At 69.1% G+C, this 19792-nt stretch carries 17 protein-coding genes; 10 read left to right on the top strand and 7 right to left on the bottom strand.

Annotated features, from left to right (window positions below; all coding sequences use genetic code 11):
- Nucleotides 1-8: 8 nt before the first annotated feature.
- On the bottom strand, nt 9-2045 hold the full coding sequence (locus tag BM342_RS16345) for a DUF7657 domain-containing protein (RefSeq protein ID WP_092968024.1): 2037 nt from the start codon (nt 2043-2045) through the stop codon (nt 9-11).
- A 210-nt stretch (nt 2046-2255) separates the two neighbouring features.
- On the opposite strand from BM342_RS16345, the gene BM342_RS16340 reads away from it, so the two are divergent.
- Nucleotides 2256-3137, top strand: coding sequence for an ABC transporter permease (locus BM342_RS16340; RefSeq protein WP_255368874.1), 882 nt, complete (start codon nt 2256-2258; stop codon nt 3135-3137).
- A gap of 4 nt (nt 3138-3141) precedes the next feature.
- Nucleotides 3142-4389 (top strand): ABC transporter ATP-binding protein, encoded by a 1248-nt coding sequence (locus BM342_RS16335; protein ID WP_092968020.1) that lies wholly within the window; start codon nt 3142-3144, stop codon nt 4387-4389.
- A gap of 114 nt (nt 4390-4503) precedes the next feature.
- Here the strand turns inward: BM342_RS16335 and rfbA are convergent, their stop codons facing one another.
- Nucleotides 4504-5379 carry a glucose-1-phosphate thymidylyltransferase RfbA gene (rfbA, locus tag BM342_RS16330; protein ID WP_092968018.1) on the bottom strand — a complete coding sequence of 292 codons (876 nt, stop codon included), beginning with the start codon at nt 5377-5379 and terminating at the stop codon, nt 4504-4506.
- Nucleotides 5379-5987 carry a dTDP-4-dehydrorhamnose 3,5-epimerase family protein gene (locus BM342_RS16325; RefSeq protein WP_092968016.1) on the bottom strand — a complete coding sequence of 203 codons (609 nt, stop codon included), beginning with the start codon at nt 5985-5987 and terminating at the stop codon, nt 5379-5381. Before BM342_RS16325 ends, rfbA begins: the two co-directional genes overlap by 1 nt.
- Nucleotides 5988-6119: 132 nt before the next feature.
- Between BM342_RS16325 and BM342_RS16320 the strand changes: the two genes are divergently transcribed.
- Nucleotides 6120-6965: a glycosyltransferase family 2 protein gene (locus tag BM342_RS16320; RefSeq protein ID WP_092968758.1), complete on the top strand. Its 846-nt coding sequence runs from the start codon at nt 6120-6122 to the stop codon at nt 6963-6965.
- 84 nt (nt 6966-7049) lie between these two features.
- Here BM342_RS16320 and BM342_RS16315 read toward each other — a convergent pair whose 3' ends face one another.
- Nucleotides 7050-9833 (bottom strand): hypothetical protein, encoded by a 2784-nt coding sequence (locus BM342_RS16315; protein WP_092968014.1) that lies wholly within the window; start codon nt 9831-9833, stop codon nt 7050-7052.
- A gap of 220 nt (nt 9834-10053) precedes the next feature.
- Here BM342_RS16315 and BM342_RS16310 point away from each other — a divergent pair, with 220 nt between their 5' ends.
- Both BM342_RS16310 and BM342_RS19695 read left to right on the top strand, forming a co-directional pair.
- Nucleotides 10054-10995 (top strand): glycosyltransferase family 2 protein, encoded by a 942-nt coding sequence (locus BM342_RS16310; RefSeq protein WP_092968757.1) that lies wholly within the window; start codon nt 10054-10056, stop codon nt 10993-10995.
- Nucleotides 10976-11938, top strand: coding sequence for a hypothetical protein (locus BM342_RS19695; RefSeq protein WP_143109913.1), 963 nt, complete (start codon nt 10976-10978; stop codon nt 11936-11938). The genes BM342_RS16310 and BM342_RS19695 overlap by 20 nt, the downstream gene beginning before the upstream one ends.
- Here the strand turns inward: BM342_RS19695 and BM342_RS16300 are convergent.
- A complete protein-coding gene (locus BM342_RS16300) occupies nt 11831-12982 on the bottom strand; it encodes a glycosyltransferase (RefSeq protein ID WP_092968011.1) in 1152 nt (383 codons plus the stop codon). The genes BM342_RS19695 and BM342_RS16300 overlap by 108 nt on opposite strands.
- 106 nt (nt 12983-13088) lie before the next feature.
- Here BM342_RS16300 and BM342_RS16295 point away from each other — a divergent pair, with 106 nt between their 5' ends.
- Genes BM342_RS16295 through rfbD form a run of 3 tightly spaced genes read left to right on the top strand, consistent with a single transcriptional unit; the run spans nt 13089 to nt 15693 of the window.
- A complete protein-coding gene (locus tag BM342_RS16295; RefSeq protein WP_092968009.1) occupies nt 13089-13835 on the top strand; it encodes a class I SAM-dependent methyltransferase in 747 nt (248 codons plus the stop codon).
- A 9-nt stretch (nt 13836-13844) separates the two neighbouring features.
- Nucleotides 13845-14843, top strand: a complete 999-nt coding sequence (rfbB, locus tag BM342_RS16290; RefSeq protein WP_092968007.1) for a dTDP-glucose 4,6-dehydratase — start codon at nt 13845-13847, stop codon at nt 14841-14843.
- A gap of 4 nt (nt 14844-14847) precedes the next feature.
- Complete coding sequence (rfbD, locus tag BM342_RS16285) at nt 14848-15693, top strand: dTDP-4-dehydrorhamnose reductase (RefSeq protein ID WP_092968005.1); 846 nt, start codon at nt 14848-14850, stop codon at nt 15691-15693.
- 103 nt (nt 15694-15796) lie between these two features.
- On the opposite strand, the gene BM342_RS16280 is transcribed toward rfbD, so the two are convergent.
- Nucleotides 15797-17302 (bottom strand): glycosyltransferase family 2 protein, encoded by a 1506-nt coding sequence (locus BM342_RS16280; protein WP_177232227.1) that lies wholly within the window; start codon nt 17300-17302, stop codon nt 15797-15799.
- Entirely contained in the window at nt 17299-17538 is a 240-nt protein-coding gene (locus BM342_RS20030) for a hypothetical protein (RefSeq protein ID WP_177232226.1), read from the bottom strand. Before BM342_RS20030 ends, BM342_RS16280 begins: the two co-directional genes overlap by 4 nt.
- 83 nt (nt 17539-17621) lie before the next feature.
- Here BM342_RS20030 and BM342_RS16275 point away from each other — a divergent pair, with 83 nt between their 5' ends.
- Both BM342_RS16275 and BM342_RS16270 read left to right on the top strand, forming a co-directional pair.
- A complete protein-coding gene (locus BM342_RS16275; protein ID WP_092968755.1) occupies nt 17622-18572 on the top strand; it encodes a glycosyltransferase in 951 nt (316 codons plus the stop codon).
- Between the two features lie 58 nt (nt 18573-18630).
- Nucleotides 18631-19767: a glycosyltransferase family 4 protein gene (locus tag BM342_RS16270; protein ID WP_177232225.1), complete on the top strand. Its 1137-nt coding sequence runs from the start codon at nt 18631-18633 to the stop codon at nt 19765-19767.
- The last annotated feature ends 25 nt before the right edge of the window (nt 19768-19792 follow it).

Below are 19792 nucleotides of genomic sequence, written 5' to 3'. Positions count from 1 at the left end.
CGGCCGCCTCAGTTCGTGGGGACCACCCGCCAGATCGTGAGCGAGTCGGCCTTGCCGCCCGTGAAGGTCTGCTCCTTCGTCAGGCAGTCCGAACGCAGCCACACGCTCTCGTCGGAGAGCACGAAGTCCACGGACTCCTGCGCGAACGCGCTGCACGCGTCGAACGTCGACAGGATCTGATCGGGGTACGGGTTCGCGACGACCGGCTCACCCTCGCCCGGCTTCCACGACACTCCTGCGAGGCGGTTCCAGTTGAACTCGTACTGGCCCGACGGGTCGACCTCCGACCAGAGGTCGCGTGACGGCGCGCCCTGGAAGCCGTTGAACCCCTGCACCCCGGACTCCAGCAGCATGGCCGTCGTGATGCCCTCGCCGACGCCGACCCACCGGGCACCGGGCACCTCGGCGTCGTACGCGCGGATCGCGGCCGAGGCATCCGTCTCGCGGAGGTCGAGCACCCCGCGATACACGGGATTCACCGTCGCCGACGTGATGAACCCGACGACCAGCAACAGGGCGACGCCCGCGGTGCCGTGCGCTCGACCGAGCAGGTACAGGGCCAGCGCCGAGAGCGGTGCGAGGATCCACCAGTACCGGGCAGTGGCGAGCGTGTCCGGCCCGCCGCCGATCAGCACGGCGATCGCGATGGCGATCTGCGAGGCGAGGAAGAGCCCCGCGACCGCACCGACGAGCACGCGCCCTGGCCGCATCCGCTCGCTCAGCTCGGCCAGCAGCAGCACGACGATGATGATCGACGCGAGGCCCATGCCGGCGCGCAGTCTCGGCGGGAGCGTGCGATCGAGGAACAGCAGGTGCGCAACGGCATCCCAGCCCGGCACGTAGAGGAACGCGATGAGGAGGAGGATCACCGCGGATGCGCCGACCATGGCCCAGGGCACCGGCCCGCGCGCGCGCACGCGACGGATGACGAGCCAGACGACCACCGGTATCAGGAACGCGCCCGCGAGGAGGAAGGTCGACGCCTCCGACGAGTTCAGGCCGAGCCATCCGCCCGACTTCAACGCGAGGGCGAACGACGACGACACCGTCTGGGCGAGGTAGGTCAGATCGGACTGCCCGGTCGGGTACAGCCGCTCGCCCGGATACGCGGTTCCGAGGAACGCCGCGACGGTGTCGCGCTTGAGGAACAGCCACAGTCCCACGACGGCCGCGCCGACCACCCCGGCGATCAGGATGCCGGAGACCCGCCTCGCGACATCCGCCCATCGCATGCCGTCGCCGGCGGCCCGAGCGACGATGCCGATGCCGACCCCCGCGACCACGAGGGCCGCAGGCACGATGTACGGCACGTAGATGCCCATCGCCATGACCACCGTGAGGTACCCGACGATCGCGCACCAGACGATCGGCGCGATCCTGGTCGAGGATCTCAGGCACCAGATGAGCGCGGTGAGCACGACGAGCGCCCACGCGACCGGCCAGAGCGTGGTCTGCAGGAACCACCATTGGAAAAAGGGACTGAAGTAGAAGCCCGTCGCGAGCAGTATCGCGGTGATCGGACGCCGCGGCAGTACCGTCACCGCGAAGCAGTAGAGCGCCGCGATGAGTCCGAGCGCGGGCAACCACCACTTCAGCGCGACGGCGTGGTCGAGGTCCATGACCGGGAACCCGAGGAGGTGCGGCCGGAACGCGACCGACCAGTCCACCCGCGGGAGGTCCTGCGGCAGGGTCGCATCCATGCCGCCGACCATCGACTCGTTGATCACGGGGAGGCCCTGCTCGACCTGCGCGATCGCCCAGACCGTCTGCACGTTCCATTCATCGGTGCGGATCGCCGCAGGCGAGCCCGCGATGAGGTCGGGGTCCTTCGAGGTGGAGAGCTCGGGGTGGAACATGCCGGAGGAGGTTCCGTTGATCGCGAGCCCCACGGCGAGCACGCCGAAGACCAGCACGAGCGCAGGGCCGGCCAGCAGCACCCGCCGATTCGGCAGGCCGTCGGCTCGCGGCACCGTGAAGTCCCGATATCGCTCGACCCACGCGGACCAGATACGACGGAGACGGCCGACGACCGTGCCCTCGGTCACGAAGTCCGTCCGCGTACGACACCGGTCACGTGCTGAGTCTGTTCCACTGGTGTTCGCTCCTCGTTCGGCGACGGCGGCAGAGTGGCGACACCGGCGGTCGCCCAGAGCAGTGTACTGGGCCTCAGTCTGCACTCGGTCGATCGGGCTAGGATGCAGTGTCCGAGAGAGAGCGAGAAGATGGATCCGCATTCCCCAGTAACGACCCGGCGGGTGATCGACGAGCCGTTGCACGAGATCGGCCGGGTCAAGGGTCGGCCTCGCGGCTTCATCGTTGCGACCCGAGAGATCATGGGCGCGCGCGAACTGCTCGGCCGCCTGGTGAGCCGCGAGCTGCGCGCGAAGTACAAGGACAGCTCGCTCGGCATCCTCTGGTCGCTCGTGCGACCGCTGGTGCAGCTGCTCATCTACTACGTCGCCATCGGCCAGTTCCTCGGCGCCGCCCGATCGATCCCCGACTTCGCGATCTTCGTGTTCACCGGCCTCACCATCTGGGGCCTCTACAGCGAGATCGTGAGCGCGGGCACCGGCTCGATCGTGGCCAACGCCGGACTGATCAAGAAGGTCTACCTGCCACGCGAGATCTTCCCCCTCGCGGCCGTCGGCGGCGCGCTCTTCAACTTCGTCGTGCAGTTCGCGATCCTCGTGGCCGCCACGATCGTGCTCGGACGGCCGCCGCTGTCCATCGAGCTCCTCTACGTGCCGCTGTCCATCATGCTCGCGGTCGTCTTCGCGACGGGGCTGGCGCTGGTCCTCTCCGCCGTGAACGTCTACTTCCGCGACGTGCAGCACCTCGTGGAGGTCTTCCTCCTCGTCGCCTTCTGGGCTTCGCCCATCGTCTACTCCGCGGGATTCGTGCACCAGGCGATCGGCGGCACCTGGCTCGAAGCGGTGTACCTCGCGAACCCCATGACCCTCGCCGTGATCGGCATGCAGCAGGGCATGTGGGCCGCCGGAGCCGACGACCCCACCCAGTACTGGCCGGACCTGCTCTGGCTCCGCATGCTGGTGGCCTTGGTCGTCGGCGTGGTGCTGTTGTGGATCGGGCAGCGGATCTTCTCGCGCCTGCAGAGTAATTTCGCCCAGGAGTTGTGACCGTATGAACACCGAACCCATCGCGCGCGTGGCGGGGGTCTCCAAGCGATTCGTCCTGCACAAGGACAAGTCGCTCAAGGATCGCGTCCTCTACTTCCGTCACCGGGAGTCGTCCAAGTCCGACTTCTGGGCACTCCGCGACGTCGACTTCGAGCTCGGCCTCGGAGAGACCGTCGGCATCATCGGCCACAACGGCTCCGGCAAGAGCACGCTGCTCAAGGTGGTCGGCGGCATCATCGACGCGACCTCGGGCCACGTGTACCGGCGCGGACGGGTCGCCGCGCTGCTCGAGCTCGGCGCGGGATTCCATCCCGACCTGTCGGGGCGCGAGAACGTCTACCTCAACGCCGCGATCCTCGGTATGTCGACGGCCGACACCGACAAGGTCTTCGACGACATCGTCGACTTCTCGGGCATCGGCGAGTTCATCGACTCCCAGGTCAAGTTCTACTCATCGGGCATGTACGTGCGTCTGGCGTTCGCGGTCGCGGTGCATTCCGACCCCGATCTCCTCCTCGTCGACGAGGTGCTCGCCGTCGGCGACGAACCGTTCCAGCAGAAGTGCATGGCCAAGATCCGCCAGTTCCAGCGCGAAGGCCGATCGATCCTCCTCGTGAGCCACTCCGCCGAACAGGTCGCGGAGGTGTGCAGCCGCACGATCGTCCTCGACGGGGGCAGCGTCGTCCACGACGGCGGGGTCGGCGAGGGCATCCGCGTCCTCCGCGAGGGCTACGAGCGTGATCGCATCATGGCGCAGGAGGCCGCTGCGGTCCGCGCCGCCGTCTCCGAGGAGGAAGGCGCGCCCAGCGCACCGCCTCCCGGCCGAGTGAAGGTGCTCGACGTCGTCATCAGTGATGCCGCGGGCCGCAGGCTCGACCAGAAGGCGATCCCCCGCAACACGACCCTCGACATCGAGGTGCGCGCAGAGGTCATCGAGCCGATGGAGTGGATCACCGGCTTCACGCTCTCGTCCGTGCTGGGCACCATGGTCTACCGGCTCAACACCGAGGGCTTCGGGATCGATCTGCCGACCGAACGAGGCGTCTACACCGTCCGGTTCCGCCTGCCGTCGGCGAACTTCGGGCGCGATCGCCTGATCGTGAGCGCCGGGGCGACCACCCTCGACGGGCTCACGGTCGACCAGATGGATCCCGCCGGGTACCTCGACTTCGAGGCCGATCCGCATGGAGCCGGCATGGTGCAGTTCGACGCGACGCTCGAGGTGTCGCAGAGCCACCCCATCCGGGCCTGATCGCGAGAACGGGACCGACCGAGACGACGACGGCGGCGATGTCGATGACATCGCCGCCGTCCTCGTTTCAGCGGGTCGCGCCGATCGGTGGGATGCCGACCGGCGCGCGGCCGCTCAGCCTCGGCGCTCCGACTGGGCCAGCGTCACCAGGTAGTTGCCGTACCCGCTCTTCACGAGCGGGCGGGCGAGCTCCTCGAGCTGACGGTCGTCGATCCATCCGGCGCGGAACGCGATCTCCTCGATGCATCCGATCTTGAATCCCTGGCGGTCCTCGATCACGCGCACGTAGTCGGACGCCTGCATCATCGATTCGAACGTGCCGGTGTCGAGCCACGCGGTGCCGCGCGCGAGCACCTGCACCTGCAGCTTGCCGTCGTTCAGGTAGCGCTCGTTGACCGTCGAGATCTCGAGTTCGCCGCGTTCACTCGGCTCGATCGTCTTCGCGATCTCGACGACGGAGTTGTCGTAGAAGTAGAGCCCGGGCACCGCATAGTTGCTCTTGGGCTCCGCGGGCTTCTCTTCGATCGAGATCGCCCGCATGTCGTCGTCGAACTCGACCACGCCGTACGCCTTCGGGTTCGACACGTGGTACGCGAAGACGAGGCCGCCCTCGATCTCGCCGTTGTCGCGGAGCGAGGAGCCCAGGCCGGTGCCGTGGAAGATGTTGTCGCCCAGCACGAGGGCCACAGACTCGTCGCCGATGAACTCCTCGCCGATGATGAACGCCTGCGCGAGTCCGTCGGGCGACGGCTGCACGGCGTACTCGAGCCGGATGCCCAGCTGGGAGCCGTCGCCGAGGAGCGCCTTGAACTGGTCGTTGTACTCGGGCGTCGTGATGATGAGGATCTCGCGGATGCCGGCCATCATGAGCGTCGACAGGGGGTAGTAGATCATCGGCTTGTCGTAGATGGGCATCAGCTGCTTGGAGATGCCCTTGGTGATCGGCCAGAGTCGGGTGCCGGACCCACCGGCGAGGATGATGCCGCGCATCAGCGAGCTCCGTTCAGTTCCGTGTAGTAGGCCCGCGCCGCTTCCCAGGTGGGCAGGAGCCCGCTCGCAGCGGCCTCGGCGAGGCTCGGTGCCTCGGTGTCCTTGGGCGAGAGCAGGAGCTCTTCGATCGGGAGACCGAAGTCGAGCGCGACGTCGGGGTCGAGGGGGTTGATGCCGTGCTCGCGGCCGGCGTTGAACGTCGACGTGACCAGGTAGCTCACGGTCGCGTCGTCGGTGAGCGCGACGAAGCAGTGGCCGAGTCCCTCGGAGATGTAGATCGCGCGGCGGTCGACGTCGTCGAGCAGCACGGAGTCCCACTGACCGAACGTCGGCGAACCGACCCGGATGTCGATCACGAAGTCGAGCACGGCGCCGTGCGTGGCGGTCACGTACTTCGCCTGGCTCGGGGGGACGTCGGCGAAGTGGATGCCGCGCACCACACCGCGCTTCGAGACGGAGGTGTTGCCCTGAGCGAGGTCGAGCGGATGTCCGACCGCTTCGGCGAGTCGATCGAAGCGGTACCACTCGAGGAAGACTCCCCGGTCGTCCGGGAACTGCTTCGGCGTGATCTCGTAGCTGTCGGGGATCTTCAGTTCGCGGATCTGCACCGCGCAATCCTACCATCGCGCCGACTCGCGACCGTTTCGTGCGGGCACCGCCCGAGTGCCGCACGGGGTGCGCGGGCGCGGGCGCGCGGACGCCGTCGTCGCACAGCGGAACCGCCTATGATCGGTGTCTTGATGAACGAACGCACTCCTCCCCCACGCGTGCTCGTGGTCACTGTGAGCTACGGTTCCGATGCCGTCCTCCCCGGCCTGCTCGAGTCCGTCGCGGACGCGACCTCCCAGCCGGTGCGCATCGTCGTCGCAGACAACCTCGGCACCGAGTCCGTCCGCACGATCGCGGCCGACGCCGGAGCCGAGTACCTGGCGCTGCCGAATCCCGGCTACGGAGGAGCCGTCAACGCGGCCGTGCGGGCGTTCGGCGCCGACACCGAGTGGGTGCTGGTCGTCAACCCCGACGTCACGTTGGGCGCGACATCCATCGACCGCCTGCTCGCGGCCGCAGACGATGCCGCGATCGGCTCGATCGGCCCGCTCATCACCGACGAAGACGGCACGGTCTACCCCTCGGCGCGTCAGCTTCCGCGGCTGCTGAGCGGCACGGGTCACGCAGCGCTGCGCAACATCTGGCCGGGCAACCCGTTCACCGCCGCCTACCGGCGCTCGAACGAGGCTCCGGTACCCCGTGACGCCGAATGGCTCTCCGGCGCGTGCGTGCTGGTGCGCCGTTCGGCCTTCGACGAGATCGACGGCTTCGACGACGGCTTCTTCATGTACTTCGAGGACGTCGACCTCGGGGCGAGGCTCCTCGATGCCGGCTACCGCAACCGGTACGAACCGCACGCGTCGGTCGTGCACACCGGCGCGCACTCCACCGAGAAGTCGCTCACGGCGATGACGCGCGCCCACCACGACAGCGCGTACCGGTTCCTCGAGAAGCGGTACCACGGCTGGTGGCTCTGGCCGCTGCGGCAGGTGCTCCGCGTGGGCCTCGGCGTACGGGCGAGGATGTCGGCGCACTGAGCGCTCTCGCGGCGCCCGACCGTGCGGACGCCACGAGCGGGCCTGCGCACGTCGAGAGCGGGCCGTGGGGCGCGGCCCCGGCGATCAGCTCCGACGGCGCCGGACCACGAAGCCGACGATGCCCCAGGCCAGCAGGCCCAGCAGTGTCAGCGCGGTGACCGCGATCCCGGCCGTCAGACCGGGGGTGCGGTACTCGAGCACGATCTCGTGCTGCCCCGCCTCGTCGACGTGCACGGCCGCCGCGGCGTGCTCGGCGCCGGCCAACTCGACGGGCTCGCCGTCGAGCGTCGCCGACCAGCCCGGTCGGTCGAGGGAGTCGGCGACGACGACCCAGCCGGGTCCGTCGGCGTCGACCTGCAGCTGCATGCGGTCGTCGCCGTCGGTCTCCACGACGGTCGCGCTCGACCCGGGCTCGGTGGGCTGTTCGTCGGCCGCGTCGTCGAGCAGCACGGTGTCGTCGCCGATCTCGCCGGACGCGAGCATCTCGACCTGTCGATCGGAATCCTCCTCGACGATCGAATCGGACGCCCATCGCACGCGGTCGAGCGCGGTGGTGCGCTCGTAGACCGTCGAGTCCCCCGTGTGCGCGATGCGCAGTCCGTCGGCTTCGGGTCGCACGATCGCGGCGGTCAGCGTGCCGTCGTCCGCGGTCGCGAACGCACCGCGGAGGTCGTCGCCCTCGACGGTCACCCGCGCCGTCCACTGCGTGGAGGCATCGAGGTCGTCTCCCATGACGGCGATCCGCACCTCGTTCTGGGCGTGCGGCATCCACGTCGACGTGGACGTGATCGTGCTTCCGTCGGCGGCCAGGAGATCGACGTTCAGGCGGATGCCGTTGGCTCCGCCGAGCTGCTCGGGCGCGGTGAGGACCAGTCCGCGGAGCGGACCGGTGCCGACCGCGGTGGAGGCCGATTCGCCCGATGCGAGCGCGACGGTGCCGGTTGCCGGCCCCGGGGTCTCGGTCGAGCCGATCACGGGCAGTCCTGGCGGGGCCACGACGTACTCGACGGCGAGTCGGTCGAGCACCGGCGAGGTGATCGACTCGGGCAGGTTGTCGCCGTTCATCGACGAGTAGGTGGGTGTCGGCATCATGTCGGGGTCGACGGCCAGCAGCAGGTCGCGCCACTGGGTCGTGTGGAAGGCGTGCCCGTCGACGGCGCGCAGCCGGTAGGCCGAGCTCGATCCGGGCATCATGGCGTTGTTGACCGTCGCGTATCGGGATCCGCCGAGCTCGTCTGCGAGGAACTCATGGGTGTCGGTCACCACGAAGAAGGTGTCGAGCCTGCTCGTCTTCCACCAGAGGTCGGTCACCCCGACCGCGGGCACGGTCGTGACGACCGCGAGCGCCGCCACGGTCACGAGGACCCGGACCGGCTGGGCGCGCCGGGTCCAGAGGTATGCGCCGATGACGAGCGCGATCACGACGAGCGCGCCGGCGGCGATCCACCTGGCCTGATGGCGCAGCATCGCGAAGCGGTCGTCGAGCGGCACCTGGTCGTAGGCCTCGCGCACGATCACGACCGTGCCGACGGCGAGCGCGATGGCGAACACGATGCGCAGGACCAGCCCGATCAGGTGGGTGCGGCTCGCCCGTGCGAGGCGCCACTCGACCTTCAGCGGAACGGGGTCGAGGAGCTTGCTCATTCCGAGGGCGGCGAGCACCGCCACGAAGAAGCCGATGATCGAACGCAGCCGGCCGATCGAGTTGGTCGACATGATCGGCAGTTCCTGCGCCAGCTCGAGTGCGAACCCGCCGACGTAGGTCAGCACGACGCAGATCGCGAGCGCGGTCGCGAAGAACCCGACGGCGGACACCCGCGAGCGCCGGCGCGCGCGGATCACGACCGCGCAGGCGGCCAGACCGACGACCGCGATGCCGGCGTACGAGAACGCCTCGATGGGATGGCCCTGGCGCCAGATGCCGACGCCGTCGGGGCCGCCGTTGATGTCCGGGACGAACGCCGAGGCGAGGTTCCAGAATGCGGAATGGCTGTCGCCGGTCTGTTCGCGGACGCCGAAGTCGATCACGTTGGCCGCGTTGATCGCGAAGGGCACGATCTGCCAGGCCGACAGCAGCACACCGCCGACCACGCCCGCGAGGGCGACGATGCTCGCACGCAGCACGGCCTTCACACGCCCGGATGTCGCGGCCGCCCGGACGAGCACGTAGGCTCCGCCGGCGTACAGCGCGTAGGCGACGACGGCCGGGAACCCGCCGAGCAGCATGCCGGCCAGTGCAGCCGCGACGGGCACCGCGTCGCGGGCGCGTCGTCGGACGGCGGCCCGGTCGAGGGCCCAGAAGAGCAGCGGCACGAGCGCCGCGACCCTCGTCTGCGGCCAGTTCGTCCAGGCGATCATGAAGCCGCTCGAGGCGTAGGCCAACGCCGCCAGCGGCCAGGTCACGCGTTTCGCGCCGAGGCGTCGCAGCAGCAGCGACATGCCGACGGCGATCACGGCGATCTCGAGGACCTTCACGGCGGCGGGCGCGAACTCGGACGGGAGGATCCACCACGGCGCAGAGAGCGGAGAGTACGCGCCGGAGTTCGGCAGGCCGCCGAGCTCCGCGCCGCCCGCGACGTACGGGTTCCATTCGGCGAGCACGCCATCGTGGGCGCTCTCGGTGAGGAGCATGGTCTGCGACGCGCCGGAGTCGACGGTGTCGCCCCAGAACGGCAACTGCAGCGGGCTGTCCTCGAGGGTCGAGGTCCACGGCGCCCAGTTGGCGAACATGTCGGTGCGCAGGAATGTGCTGGTGCCGATGAGCGAGCTGCCGAGCGACAGGACGGTGAACACCACGAGCGCACCCCATGCGACGACTTCGGTGATCAGGGTGATCGCGGAGCGTCGCCTGGTCGACACGGCCTTCATGCAGTTCCTCCGTCATGCGCGCGTGCCGGGGTGTACGGAGCCGGGTGCTTTCCGCGCGGATGTCTCGGCAGGCGCTCTTCGAACGACCGGTTCGGGTGCACCGGTCGGCTCAATGAGTGTAGTCGGCCCGAGCCGCGGCCCGGTTCCCGCTCGATCTGAGCGGGTATGATGACGCGAGCCCCGCGACCCCCCGGGGCTTCCCTGCTTTCCGAGAGTGTTCATGCGCGTATTCGTTCAGATCCCCTGCCTCAACGAGGAGGAGACCCTCCCCCTCGTCCTCCAGTCGATCCCAAAATCGATCCCGGGCGTCGACTCCATCGAGATCCTGGTCATCGACGACGGCTCGACCGATCGCACGATCGAGATCGCACGTGAACACGGAGTCACCCACTTCGTCAGGCACGCCCGCAACATGGGCCTCGCGCAGTCCTTCGCCGACGGCGTCGACTACGCGCTCCGCCACGGCGCCGACGTGGTCGTCAACACCGACGGCGACAACCAGTACCCCCAGGACCGCATCCCCGACCTGCTGAAGCCGATCATGGAGGACCGGGCGGACATCGTCATCGCCGACCGGCAGACCAGCAAGATCACGCACTTCTCGCCGTTCAAGAAGGTCATGCAGCGCTTCGGCAGCTGGGTCGTCAACAAGGCGGCCAGCACCGACCTCCCCGACGCGGCGAGCGGCTTCCGCGCGTACACGGCCTCCGCGCTGATCCGCCTGAACATCGTCACGCGGTTCAGCTACTGCATGGAGACGATCATCCAGGCCGGCTACAAGCGCATGGCGATCGTGAGCGTCCCGGTCGAGACCAACGCGAAGACCCGCGAGTCGCGGCTGTTCAAGAACATCTGGCAGCACATGTTCCGATCGGGCTCCGCCATCCTCCGCTCGTATCTCATGTACCGCCCGTACGTGCTGTTCTCCTGGTTGAGCGCGCTCCTCGCGATCTGCGCCCTGGTGCCGTTCGTGCGGTACCTCGCCCTCGTGGTCCTCGGCACGCAGGGCGAGAACCTCCAGTCGCTGATGATCGGCATGATCCTGGCGATCGGCGCGCTCCTCTCGATGGCGCTCGGCGTCATCGCCGACCTCATCAGGATCGTTCGCTCGCTGAACGAAGACGCACTCACGCTGCTGAAGCATGAACGCTACGGTCGCTGACGGGCTCGCCCGGGCCAGGAGGCTCTGGGAGCGGATCGTCGCGTCGCGCCCGGTGGCGTGGATCCGAGCGCACAAGCGTGCGCTCGCGATCGCCATCCTGGTGACCTTCACGGCACTGCTCGCGACGTACGTGGCGTTGAACCCGGGCATCGTCATCGACGCCCTGGCGATCGGCTGGGCGAACCTCGCCCTGCTGCTGGTGCTCTACAGCGCCGTCCTGGTGACCCACTTCGGCGTCCTCGTGTCGACGGTGCGCCTCGCCGGAGCGAGGCTCCCGGTCGGCGAGAGCTTCCTGCTCACCGTCTACTCGACGGTGTCGAACTTCTTCGGCCCGATGCAGAGCGGCCCCGGCATCCGTGCGGTGTATCTCAAGTCGCGCATCGGCATGCGGTTCCGCGACTACCTGCTCGCCACGGTGTACTACTTCTTCGTGTTCGGCGTGATCAACGCCGCCGCCCTGTTCCTGACGACCATGCCGTGGCTGTCCGCCCTGATCGTCGTCGTCGGCATCGTGGTCGTGATCGTCGCGGTGCGACGCATGTCGCTCGTGCACGCCTGGCCGTGGGTCGTCGCCATCGCCCTCGTCACGATCGTGCAGTTCGCGCTGATGACGGTCATCTTCGGCGTCGAGATCGCTGCGGTGAGCTCGCCGGGCGAGTACTCGCCGATGCAGATCCTCGTGTATTCGGGCAGCGCCAACCTGTCGCTGTTCGTCTCGATCACGCCCGGCGCGATCGGCATCCGCGAGGCGTTCCTGGTGTTCGCCCAGGGACTGCACGGCGTGCCGCTGGACATCATCGTCGCCGCGGGCATCGTCGACCGGGCGTTCTACGCGCTATTCCTGGCGGTGCTCTTCGGCATCTCGAGCATGTTCCACCTCGGCCGCATGCTCCGCACCAAGAGCGATGCGCAGCCGGTCGGCGACGCGGTCGACGGAGAATAGCCGCTCGTAGGTGGCCCGACCGTTCGCTCCGATGCGGTCGAGCTCCGACCCGTGCTCGCGCGCCCATCGGATCGTCTGCGCGAGCGCGGCCGGGTCCGATTGGGGCACGATCAGGGCGTCGACGCGGTCGGTGAGGACACCGCTCTCGAGATTCGCGCCGACCACGACCGGCAGTGCGGACGCCAGGAACTGGTAGGTCTTGCCCGTGATGACGTACTGGGCCTGCTCGGTGCCGCCGAACGGCCCCCCGAGCATCAGGTCGTGTCGGGCGAACAGTTGCGGCAATTCCTCGTACGGCACCCACGCGCGGTGCTCGACCTGCGCGCCCGCCGCCCGCGCCCGCTCGACGAGCGCGGCATCGGCGTCGTCCCCGCCGACGAAGCCGAACGCGATGCCGGACTCGCCCGCCAGCTGCTCGGCCGCCTCGAGCACGACCTCGAGTCCGTGCAACGGCAGCATCGAGCCGTAGTAGAGCACCCGGAAGACGCCGTCGCCCGTGCCCGACGCCCGCGCGGCACCCTCGTCGACAGCGGGCCGGAACGCCGCCTCGTCGGTTCCCACCGGCACGGCCGTGAAGAGCGACCGCGGCAGGTCCATGAGTTCGGCCGAACGATCGGCGTGGGACTCGGTGTCGGTGAGCACGCCGGCGGAGCGGAGCATCAGGCGCCGGAAGAACGACCGCATCAGGCGTGCGGGAATCGAACCCTCGCGGAACTTGCCGTGCTCGTGCACGAACCACTCGACCGGGTTGATGAACTCGTCGTAGTAGACGGGACGCCCTCGGGAGAGGAGCAGCACGAACGGGAGGATCTCGTAGCCGCGGAACGTCACCAGGTACGCCGATGGCGGGCGGCGCATCATGCGGACCAGTGCGCCGATGACCTGCGGATACCGGGAGAGCCCGCGCGAACGGTTCTTGACCACCTCGACCTCGTCGAAGAGGCCGCTGCTCCGCGCTGCGGCGCGCAGCGAAGCCGCGCGCACGTAGTCTGGGTGCTTGTAGCACGTGATGATCGCGATGCTCCGCTCCGGGCGCTCGTGCAATTCGTCCTCCGGGTTCTGGTGCAGGGCCTCACCAGTCTAGGAGCCCGTTCGCCGACTTTCCGATCCGCCCTCCTCCTCGCGGCCGATCCCTGACAGACTCCTCTGCATGGGAAAGCCCCCGACACCGCCGCCGCTCGCCCCGAGGGCCCTCCTCCGATGGAGCCTGGTCCGCCGCCACGTCGATCGGATCGACCCCGTCCGGATCATCGAGTTCGGCTGCGGCGAGGGCTCGGTCGGTGCCAGGCTCGCGCCGGGCCGCGACTACCTCGGGGTCGAACCCGACAGCACATCCGCCGCCCGTGCGACCGAGGTCGTGTCGCCGGCCGGAGGCCGGGTGCTGAACGCGTTCCCGTCGAGCGTCGATCTCGGCGAGCCCGCCGACCTCGTGTGCGCCTTCGAGGTGCTCGAGCACATCGACGACGACTCCACGGCCTTGGGCGAGTGGGTGGCCGCCGCCAAGCCCGGCGGACGCGTGCTCCTCTCGGTGCCCGCGTTCGCGCACCGATTCGGCGCGTCCGACGTGCGCTCCGGGCACTTCCGCAGGTACGAACCCGAGGCGCTCCGCGAACTGATGCAGCAGGCCGGCCTGGTCGACGTGCGCGTCGAGGTCTACGCGTGGCCGTTGGGCTACCTGCTCGAGGCGGTGCGCAATCGTCGCGACGGAAGGATCGTGGCCGCCTCCGAGGCGACGATCCAGGATTTCACGGCCGCGAGCGGCCGAACGGGACAGCCGAGGTCGCGACTGCTCGGTGCCGCGATCCTGATCGGCACGTCCCCGTTCCTCGTGCTCCAACGTCTCAACCGTCGCCGCGGAACCGGTCTCGTCGCGGTCGGCACCCGACCCGCCGGGTAAGATGACCGGGTGTCAAAACTCCTCGTCACCGGCGGTGCCGGCTTCATCGGCTCGAACTTCGTCCACTACGTGCTCGAGAACACCGATCACTTCGTGACGGTGCTCGACAAGCTCACCTACGCGGGCAACCTCGCGTCGCTCGACGGCCTGCCCGCCGACCGATTCCGGTTCGTGAAGGGCGACATCGCTGACGCAGCGGTCGTCGACGAGCTCGTCTCGCAGCACGACGCCGTGGTGCACTACGCGGCCGAGAGCCACAACGACAACTCCCTCGACGACCCGAGCCCGTTCCTCGAGACGAACATCATCGGCACGTACACCCTCATCGAGGCCGCCCGACGTCACGACGTCCGGTTCCACCACATCTCGACCGACGAGGTCTACGGCGACCTCGAGCTCGGCGACCCTGCGCGGTTCACCGAGGCGACACCGTACAACCCGTCGAGTCCCTACTCCTCGACCAAGGCCGGCAGCGACCTGCTCGTGCGCGCCTGGGTGCGCTCGTTCGGGCTCCGCGCCACCATCTCGAACTGCTCCAACAACTACGGTCCCTTCCAGCACGTCGAGAAGTTCATCCCCCGTCAGATCACGAACGTGCTCCGCGGCGAGCGACCGAAGCTGTACGGCACCGGTGAGAACGTGCGCGACTGGATCCACGCGAACGACCACTCGTCGGCCGTCCTCACGATCCTCGACAAGGGCGTCATCGGCGAGACCTACCTCATCGGCGCCGACGGCGAGAAGAACAACAAGGACGTCGTCGAGCTCATCCTCTCGCAGCTCGGCCAGAGCCCCGACGCGTACGACCTCGTGACCGACCGTCCGGGCCACGACCTGCGTTACGCCATCGACTCGACGAAGCTCCGCACCGAGCTCGGCTGGTCGCCGCAGTTCTCCGATTTCGAGTCCGGCCTGGCCGACACGATCGCCTGGTACCGCGACAACGAGGCGTGGTGGGCCCCGCAGAAGGACGCGACCGAGGCGCGCTACCGCCAGCAGGGACAGTAGCGCCATGCGCTACCTGGTGACCGGCGCTGCCGGCATGCTCGGCCACGACCTGCTCCGGGCCCTCGAGGGGCGCGACGTCACGGCACTCGCTCGCGCGGAGCTCGATGTGACCGACGAGGCCGCGGTGCACGCCGCGGTCGCCGGTCACGATGTCGTCATCAACGCGTCCGCCTATACGAAGGTCGACGACGCCGAGTCTCACGAAGCCGACGCCTACGCCGTCAATGCGACCGGCCCGGCCAACCTCGCCGCCGCGTGCGCAGCACACGGTGCACGGTTCGTGACGATCTCGACCGACTACGTGTTCGACGGCAACGCGACCGAGCCCTACCCTGAAGACCTGCAGCGCGACCCGATCAACGCGTACGGCCGCACCAAGGCCGCGGGCGAGGAGCTCGCGATCGCACGTCACCCAGAGGGCACGTTCGTGGTTCGCACCGCGTGGCTCTACGGAGCAGACGGCCCGAACTTCGCGGGCACGATGCTGAAGCTCGCCGCGTCGAAGGAGACCTGGTCGGTCGTCGACGACCAGATCGGCCAGCCCACGTGGACCGCAGATCTCGCGGCGCAGATCGTCGCGCTGCTCGACGGCGACGCACCCGCCGGCATCTACCACGGCACGAACAGCGGTCAGGCGAGCTGGTACGAGTTCGCTCGCGCCGTGCTCGAGGAGTCCGGGCTCGACCCCGAGCGCATCACCCCGACCGACAGCTCCAGTTTCGTGCGCCCCGCTCCGCGACCTGCTTACTCGGTACTCGGCCACGACGCATGGGCTGCCGCCGGGCTCGCGCCGATGCGCGACTGGCGCGCCGCGCTGCACGAGGCGGTCGTCACCGGAGCCGTCGCCTGAGCGATTCCCGCCGAGTGCGGTGTCGATCGAGGAAGCCCCGGAGCTGTTCGCGCCGGGGCTTCCTCGTGGTCTCGGCGCGTGGCAGCGCCCTTCCGACGACGGCTCAGAGCATGCGCGAGTGCAGCTCGACCAGCATGCGCCGTCGCCACCGCGCCTGGAGCGTCTCGATGTCGGTCGGAAGCACCTTCGGGTCACGGGTCTTGGACTCGAAGTGGTACAGCTTCGCCCACGGCGTGAACACGGCCGAACGGCCGGTCGAGCGCACCTTCATGTTCAGGTCGACATCGTTGTAGTTGCCCGGGAGCGCGAGGGTGAATCCCCCGATCTCGAAGTAGAGCTCACGGCTGAGGAGCGCGCATGCGGCGGTGACTCCTGAGACCTCGTGGTCGGTCACGAGCGACTTGATCGAGTCGTCGCGACCGCCGGTCCAGCCGAACGCGGCGTGGCCGGCGACACCGCCGGTGTAGACCTGGCCCGCGTGCTGGATGGTGCTGTCCTCGAAGTAGAGCATCGCGCCGACGATGCCGACCCCGCGCTGCTGCGCGAGTCCGAGCATGCTCTCGATCCAGTCGTCGCTCACGACCTCGACATCATCGTTGAGCAGGAGCAGGTACTCGCCGGACGCGACGGCCGCGCCGCGGTTCATCTTGGCACTGAAGTTGAACGCCTCGCTCCAGAGGACCAGGCGGAGTCGATCACCGCAGAGCTCCTCGAGCTCGGTCACGACGGATTCGGGCGTCTCGGCGTCGGCGACGACGACGAACTCGAGGTTGGTGTACGTCGACCGCTCGACGATGCCGCGGATCGCCTCGACCACGAGCACGCGATCCTTGCCGGCGATCCTCGCGGATCCGCCTCGGGTGGGGATGATGATCGAGACGAGGGGGTCGCCCTCGATGTCGTAGTGCACACGGCGAACGAACGTGTCGACCTGCTCGATCCGACCGGAGACGCCGACTCGTTCGAGCGAGTCCTGCACCACCCGGCTCTGGGCGTCGTAGACGCCCGCGACGTCGTCGTTCAGCACCTTCTCGGTCGCGAGCGCCAGCGGCAGCAGCAGGGGCGTGTCGCCCTGCTCGGAGAACCGCAGCCCGAGGTCGAGCACGTGCGCGCCGCGGGCTTCGGCGCGGAACCCGCCGAGCCGGCGGAGCGCCTCGACCTCGACGGCCACCACCGGTCCGAGGAAGTCGTTGCTTCGCAGACGGAGCGGCGACGAGACCGGGCGGAAGAGCGGCACGCCCTGGACCGACGCGGAGTCCGCGTACACCATCGGAGAGCCGGGGTTGCGATCCATGAATCCGACGACGCTGGGGATCACGTCGGAGCGCACGACGCCCCAGCGGACCAGGAACAGCGTGTCCGCCTGCGTCTGCGCGAGACGTGCTTCGAAGTCCTGGCCGCCGTCGACCAGCACGTCGAGGCCGGCCGCGCGCGCGAGCTCGATCGCCTCCGATGCGTCGTCGGGATCGTCGACGACGATCCGGATGCCCTCGGCCGCGAACCCGGCCTGCCGCAGCCCCGCGATCGCGGCCTCGGTCTCGTCGACCGTGCTGCCGACGGTGTCGAGCCAGGCTTCGACGCGAGCGCTGAGCGCAGGATCGACGCTCAACGGATCACCCGCCGCTGCACCGCACGGAGGACGCGGACGGGGAGCATGACGACGCGGCCTGCGCGCCAGGTGGTGGTGGAGGTCAGGAGCGCGTAGCTCGACTCCATCGCGACGGCCTCGCTCGGCGTCGCGAGCGGCGTCTGCTGGAGCTCCCGGACCTGCTGTTCGAGACCGATGATGCGGTCGGTGAACGCGAGTCGTTCTTCGGCGAGCACCTGCTCGGCGGTCGGCAACACGTCGGTTCGTCCTTCCGGCCAAGTCTGCTTCGGGGCGGAAGTCACGAGCGCTTTCCTTTCGTCGACGGACATAAACTAGCCTAATGCCCTCGCAGCGCCCCCCTCGTTCCCTCGATGCCGACGCCCGTCCGAACGTCGTCGCGATCGTGCCGTCCTTCCACCCCGATGAGGGTTTCGAGGCGCGCCTGGGTCTGCTCGCGGCACAGGTCGACCGGGTGATCATCGTCGACGACGGGTCGGGTCCCGGGGCGGACGAGGTGCTCGCGGCAGCAGCTGACGCAGGGCACACGGTGATTCGGCTCGAACGCAACGCCGGCATCGCCACGGCGCTGAACCAGGGCGTGCGGGTCGCACTCGCCGAGGGCGCCGACTACGTCGTGAACCTCGATCAGGACACCACGCTCCCGGCCGACTACGTCGCGATTGCGCTCGACGTGTTCGCACGCGCCAACGCCGTCACGAACCTCGGCATCGTCTGCGTCGACGCCGTGAACGGCGCCCCGGCCCTTCCGACCTGGACGTCGCCCGAAGGATTCGGGCTGGTGCCCGAGGCGATCCAGACCGGATTCGTCATCAGCCGCGCATGCCTCGAGACGGCCGGCCTGTTCGACGAGCGTCTCGTGATCGACACCGTCGACACCGAGTACTGCCTCCGCGTGCGCGACGCCGGGTTCCGCATCGCCGTGGCGAAGGGCACCGACATCCGGCACGCGATCGGCCGGCGCGCCGAGCTGCGCCCCTTCGGGATCCCCATGCGCCACGCAGACGGACGCATCTCCACGTACCAGTACCACTCGCCGTTCCGGCGCTACTACATCGCGCGAAACAACATCGACCTCATCTTCCGGTACTGGCGCACGCACCCGCGCTGGGTGCTGCAGGTCACGAAGCGCGAGACGGGCGGCATGGTCACCTCGATCGTGAGCGGTCCGCAGCGACTGGCACAGCTCATCGCGATCACCACCGGCACGTTCCACGGCCTGATCCGCCGACGCGGGATGATCCCGGGTTGGCTTCGCCGACTCGTCGCCTGACCACGGCGTGTCACCCGATAGGGTGGCAGCACTCAACCCCCGGACCGGCAGGACCTCTGTGACCACCACTCTCCGACTCGTCGTCGACCAGCTCGTCGCTCCCGCACCCGGGGCCTTGGGGCGCTACACGGCAGACCTGGCGCGAGCGCTCGTCGCGACCGCTCCCGCCGGATGCGAGGTCGCCGGGATCGTCTCGTCCTCGCCCGAGAGCGACTACGCGTTCGTCCGCGAGACCGTGCCGGGGTTGAGCGAGCTCTACAAGACGTCGCTGTCGCGCCGTGAACTCGCGGCCGCGTGGCAGTTGGGCGTCGGCACCTCGCCAGGCGGCGGGTTCATCCACGCTCCGAGCCTGCTCGCGCCGCTTCGACGTCACCGTCGCGATCACGGCGACCAGGTGGTCGTGACCGTGCACGACCTGCTCGCGTGGACGAGCCCGGAATCCCTGAGCGCCTCGGCGATAGCCTGGCAGAAGGCCGTCATGAAGCGCGCCCACAAGCACGCCGACGCGGTCGTGGTGCCCACGCACGCGCTCGCCGAGCAGCTCGCGAGCTTCGTCGGCTTCACCGACCGCATCCGCGTGATCCCGACGGCCCCGAGGTCGGGGCTCGTCGTGGGCGACGATGCCGCCGGCCGTCGCGCACGGCTCGGACTGCCTTCGGCCTACCTCGTGGCTGCAGGCACGCTCGAGCCGAGGTACGGCATCGGCGACCTCCTCAACGCACTCGCCCGCCCGGGCGTGCCCGACCTGCCGCTGGTGCTGCTCGGACCCGACAGCAGCGACGACGAGCCGCTCGAGACCGCGGCGACCGACGCAGGCCTCGCGGGCGATCGCATCCGCCGCCTCGACGGACTCGACCCGGCCGACCTGGCCGCGGTCGTCTCGGGGTCGCTCGCCTTCGTGGCCCCCAGCCACGACGACGGATCCGGGACCGCGCTCATCGAGGCCTTCGCGCTCGGCGTACCGGTCGTGCACGCCGAGATTCCCGCGTATTCGGAGATCGCCGGTGGCGCCGCACTGTCGGTTCCCATCGGTGTCGGCGACGGCTTCGCCGACCGCCTCGCCTCCGCCGTGACCCGCGTCGTCGAAGACCACGACCTCGCGCGACGCCTGACGATCGCCGGGCACGACCGCTCGAAGGCGTTCACCTGGCGTGATTCCGCCGAGCGCGTCTGGCAGCTGCACGCCGATCTCTGAGGCCCCCGCGAGGGCATCCGTTCGG

The sequence above is a fragment of the Agromyces sp. CF514 genome (assembly GCF_900113185.1).
Classification (GTDB): domain Bacteria; phylum Actinomycetota; class Actinomycetes; order Actinomycetales; family Microbacteriaceae; genus Agromyces.
This window is presented reverse-complemented; position numbering and strand designations above follow the sequence as displayed.

What these genes read in the sequence shown, in the direction of transcription:
- rfbA (WP_092968018.1), bottom strand. Translation starts at nt 5,379, where the DNA reads ATGCGCGGCATCATCCTCGCCGGTGGGTCCGGCACCCGACTCTGGCCG.
- BM342_RS16310 (WP_092968757.1), top strand. Translation starts at nt 10,054, where the DNA reads ATGCGCGTATTCGTTCAGATCCCCTGCCTCAACGAGGAGGAGACCCTC.
- BM342_RS19695 (WP_143109913.1), top strand. Translation starts at nt 10,976, where the DNA reads ATGAACGCTACGGTCGCTGACGGGCTCGCCCGGGCCAGGAGGCTCTGG.
- BM342_RS16275 (WP_092968755.1), top strand. Translation starts at nt 17,622, where the DNA reads ATGCCCTCGCAGCGCCCCCCTCGTTCCCTCGATGCCGACGCCCGTCCG.
- BM342_RS16320 (WP_092968758.1), top strand. Translation starts at nt 6,120, where the DNA reads ATGAACGAACGCACTCCTCCCCCACGCGTGCTCGTGGTCACTGTGAGC.
- BM342_RS16335 (WP_092968020.1), top strand. Translation starts at nt 3,142, where the DNA reads ATGAACACCGAACCCATCGCGCGCGTGGCGGGGGTCTCCAAGCGATTC.
- BM342_RS16315 (WP_092968014.1), bottom strand. Translation starts at nt 9,833, where the DNA reads ATGAAGGCCGTGTCGACCAGGCGACGCTCCGCGATCACCCTGATCACC.
- rfbD (WP_092968005.1), top strand. Translation starts at nt 14,848, where the DNA reads ATGCGCTACCTGGTGACCGGCGCTGCCGGCATGCTCGGCCACGACCTG.
- BM342_RS16295 (WP_092968009.1), top strand. Translation starts at nt 13,089, where the DNA reads ATGGGAAAGCCCCCGACACCGCCGCCGCTCGCCCCGAGGGCCCTCCTC.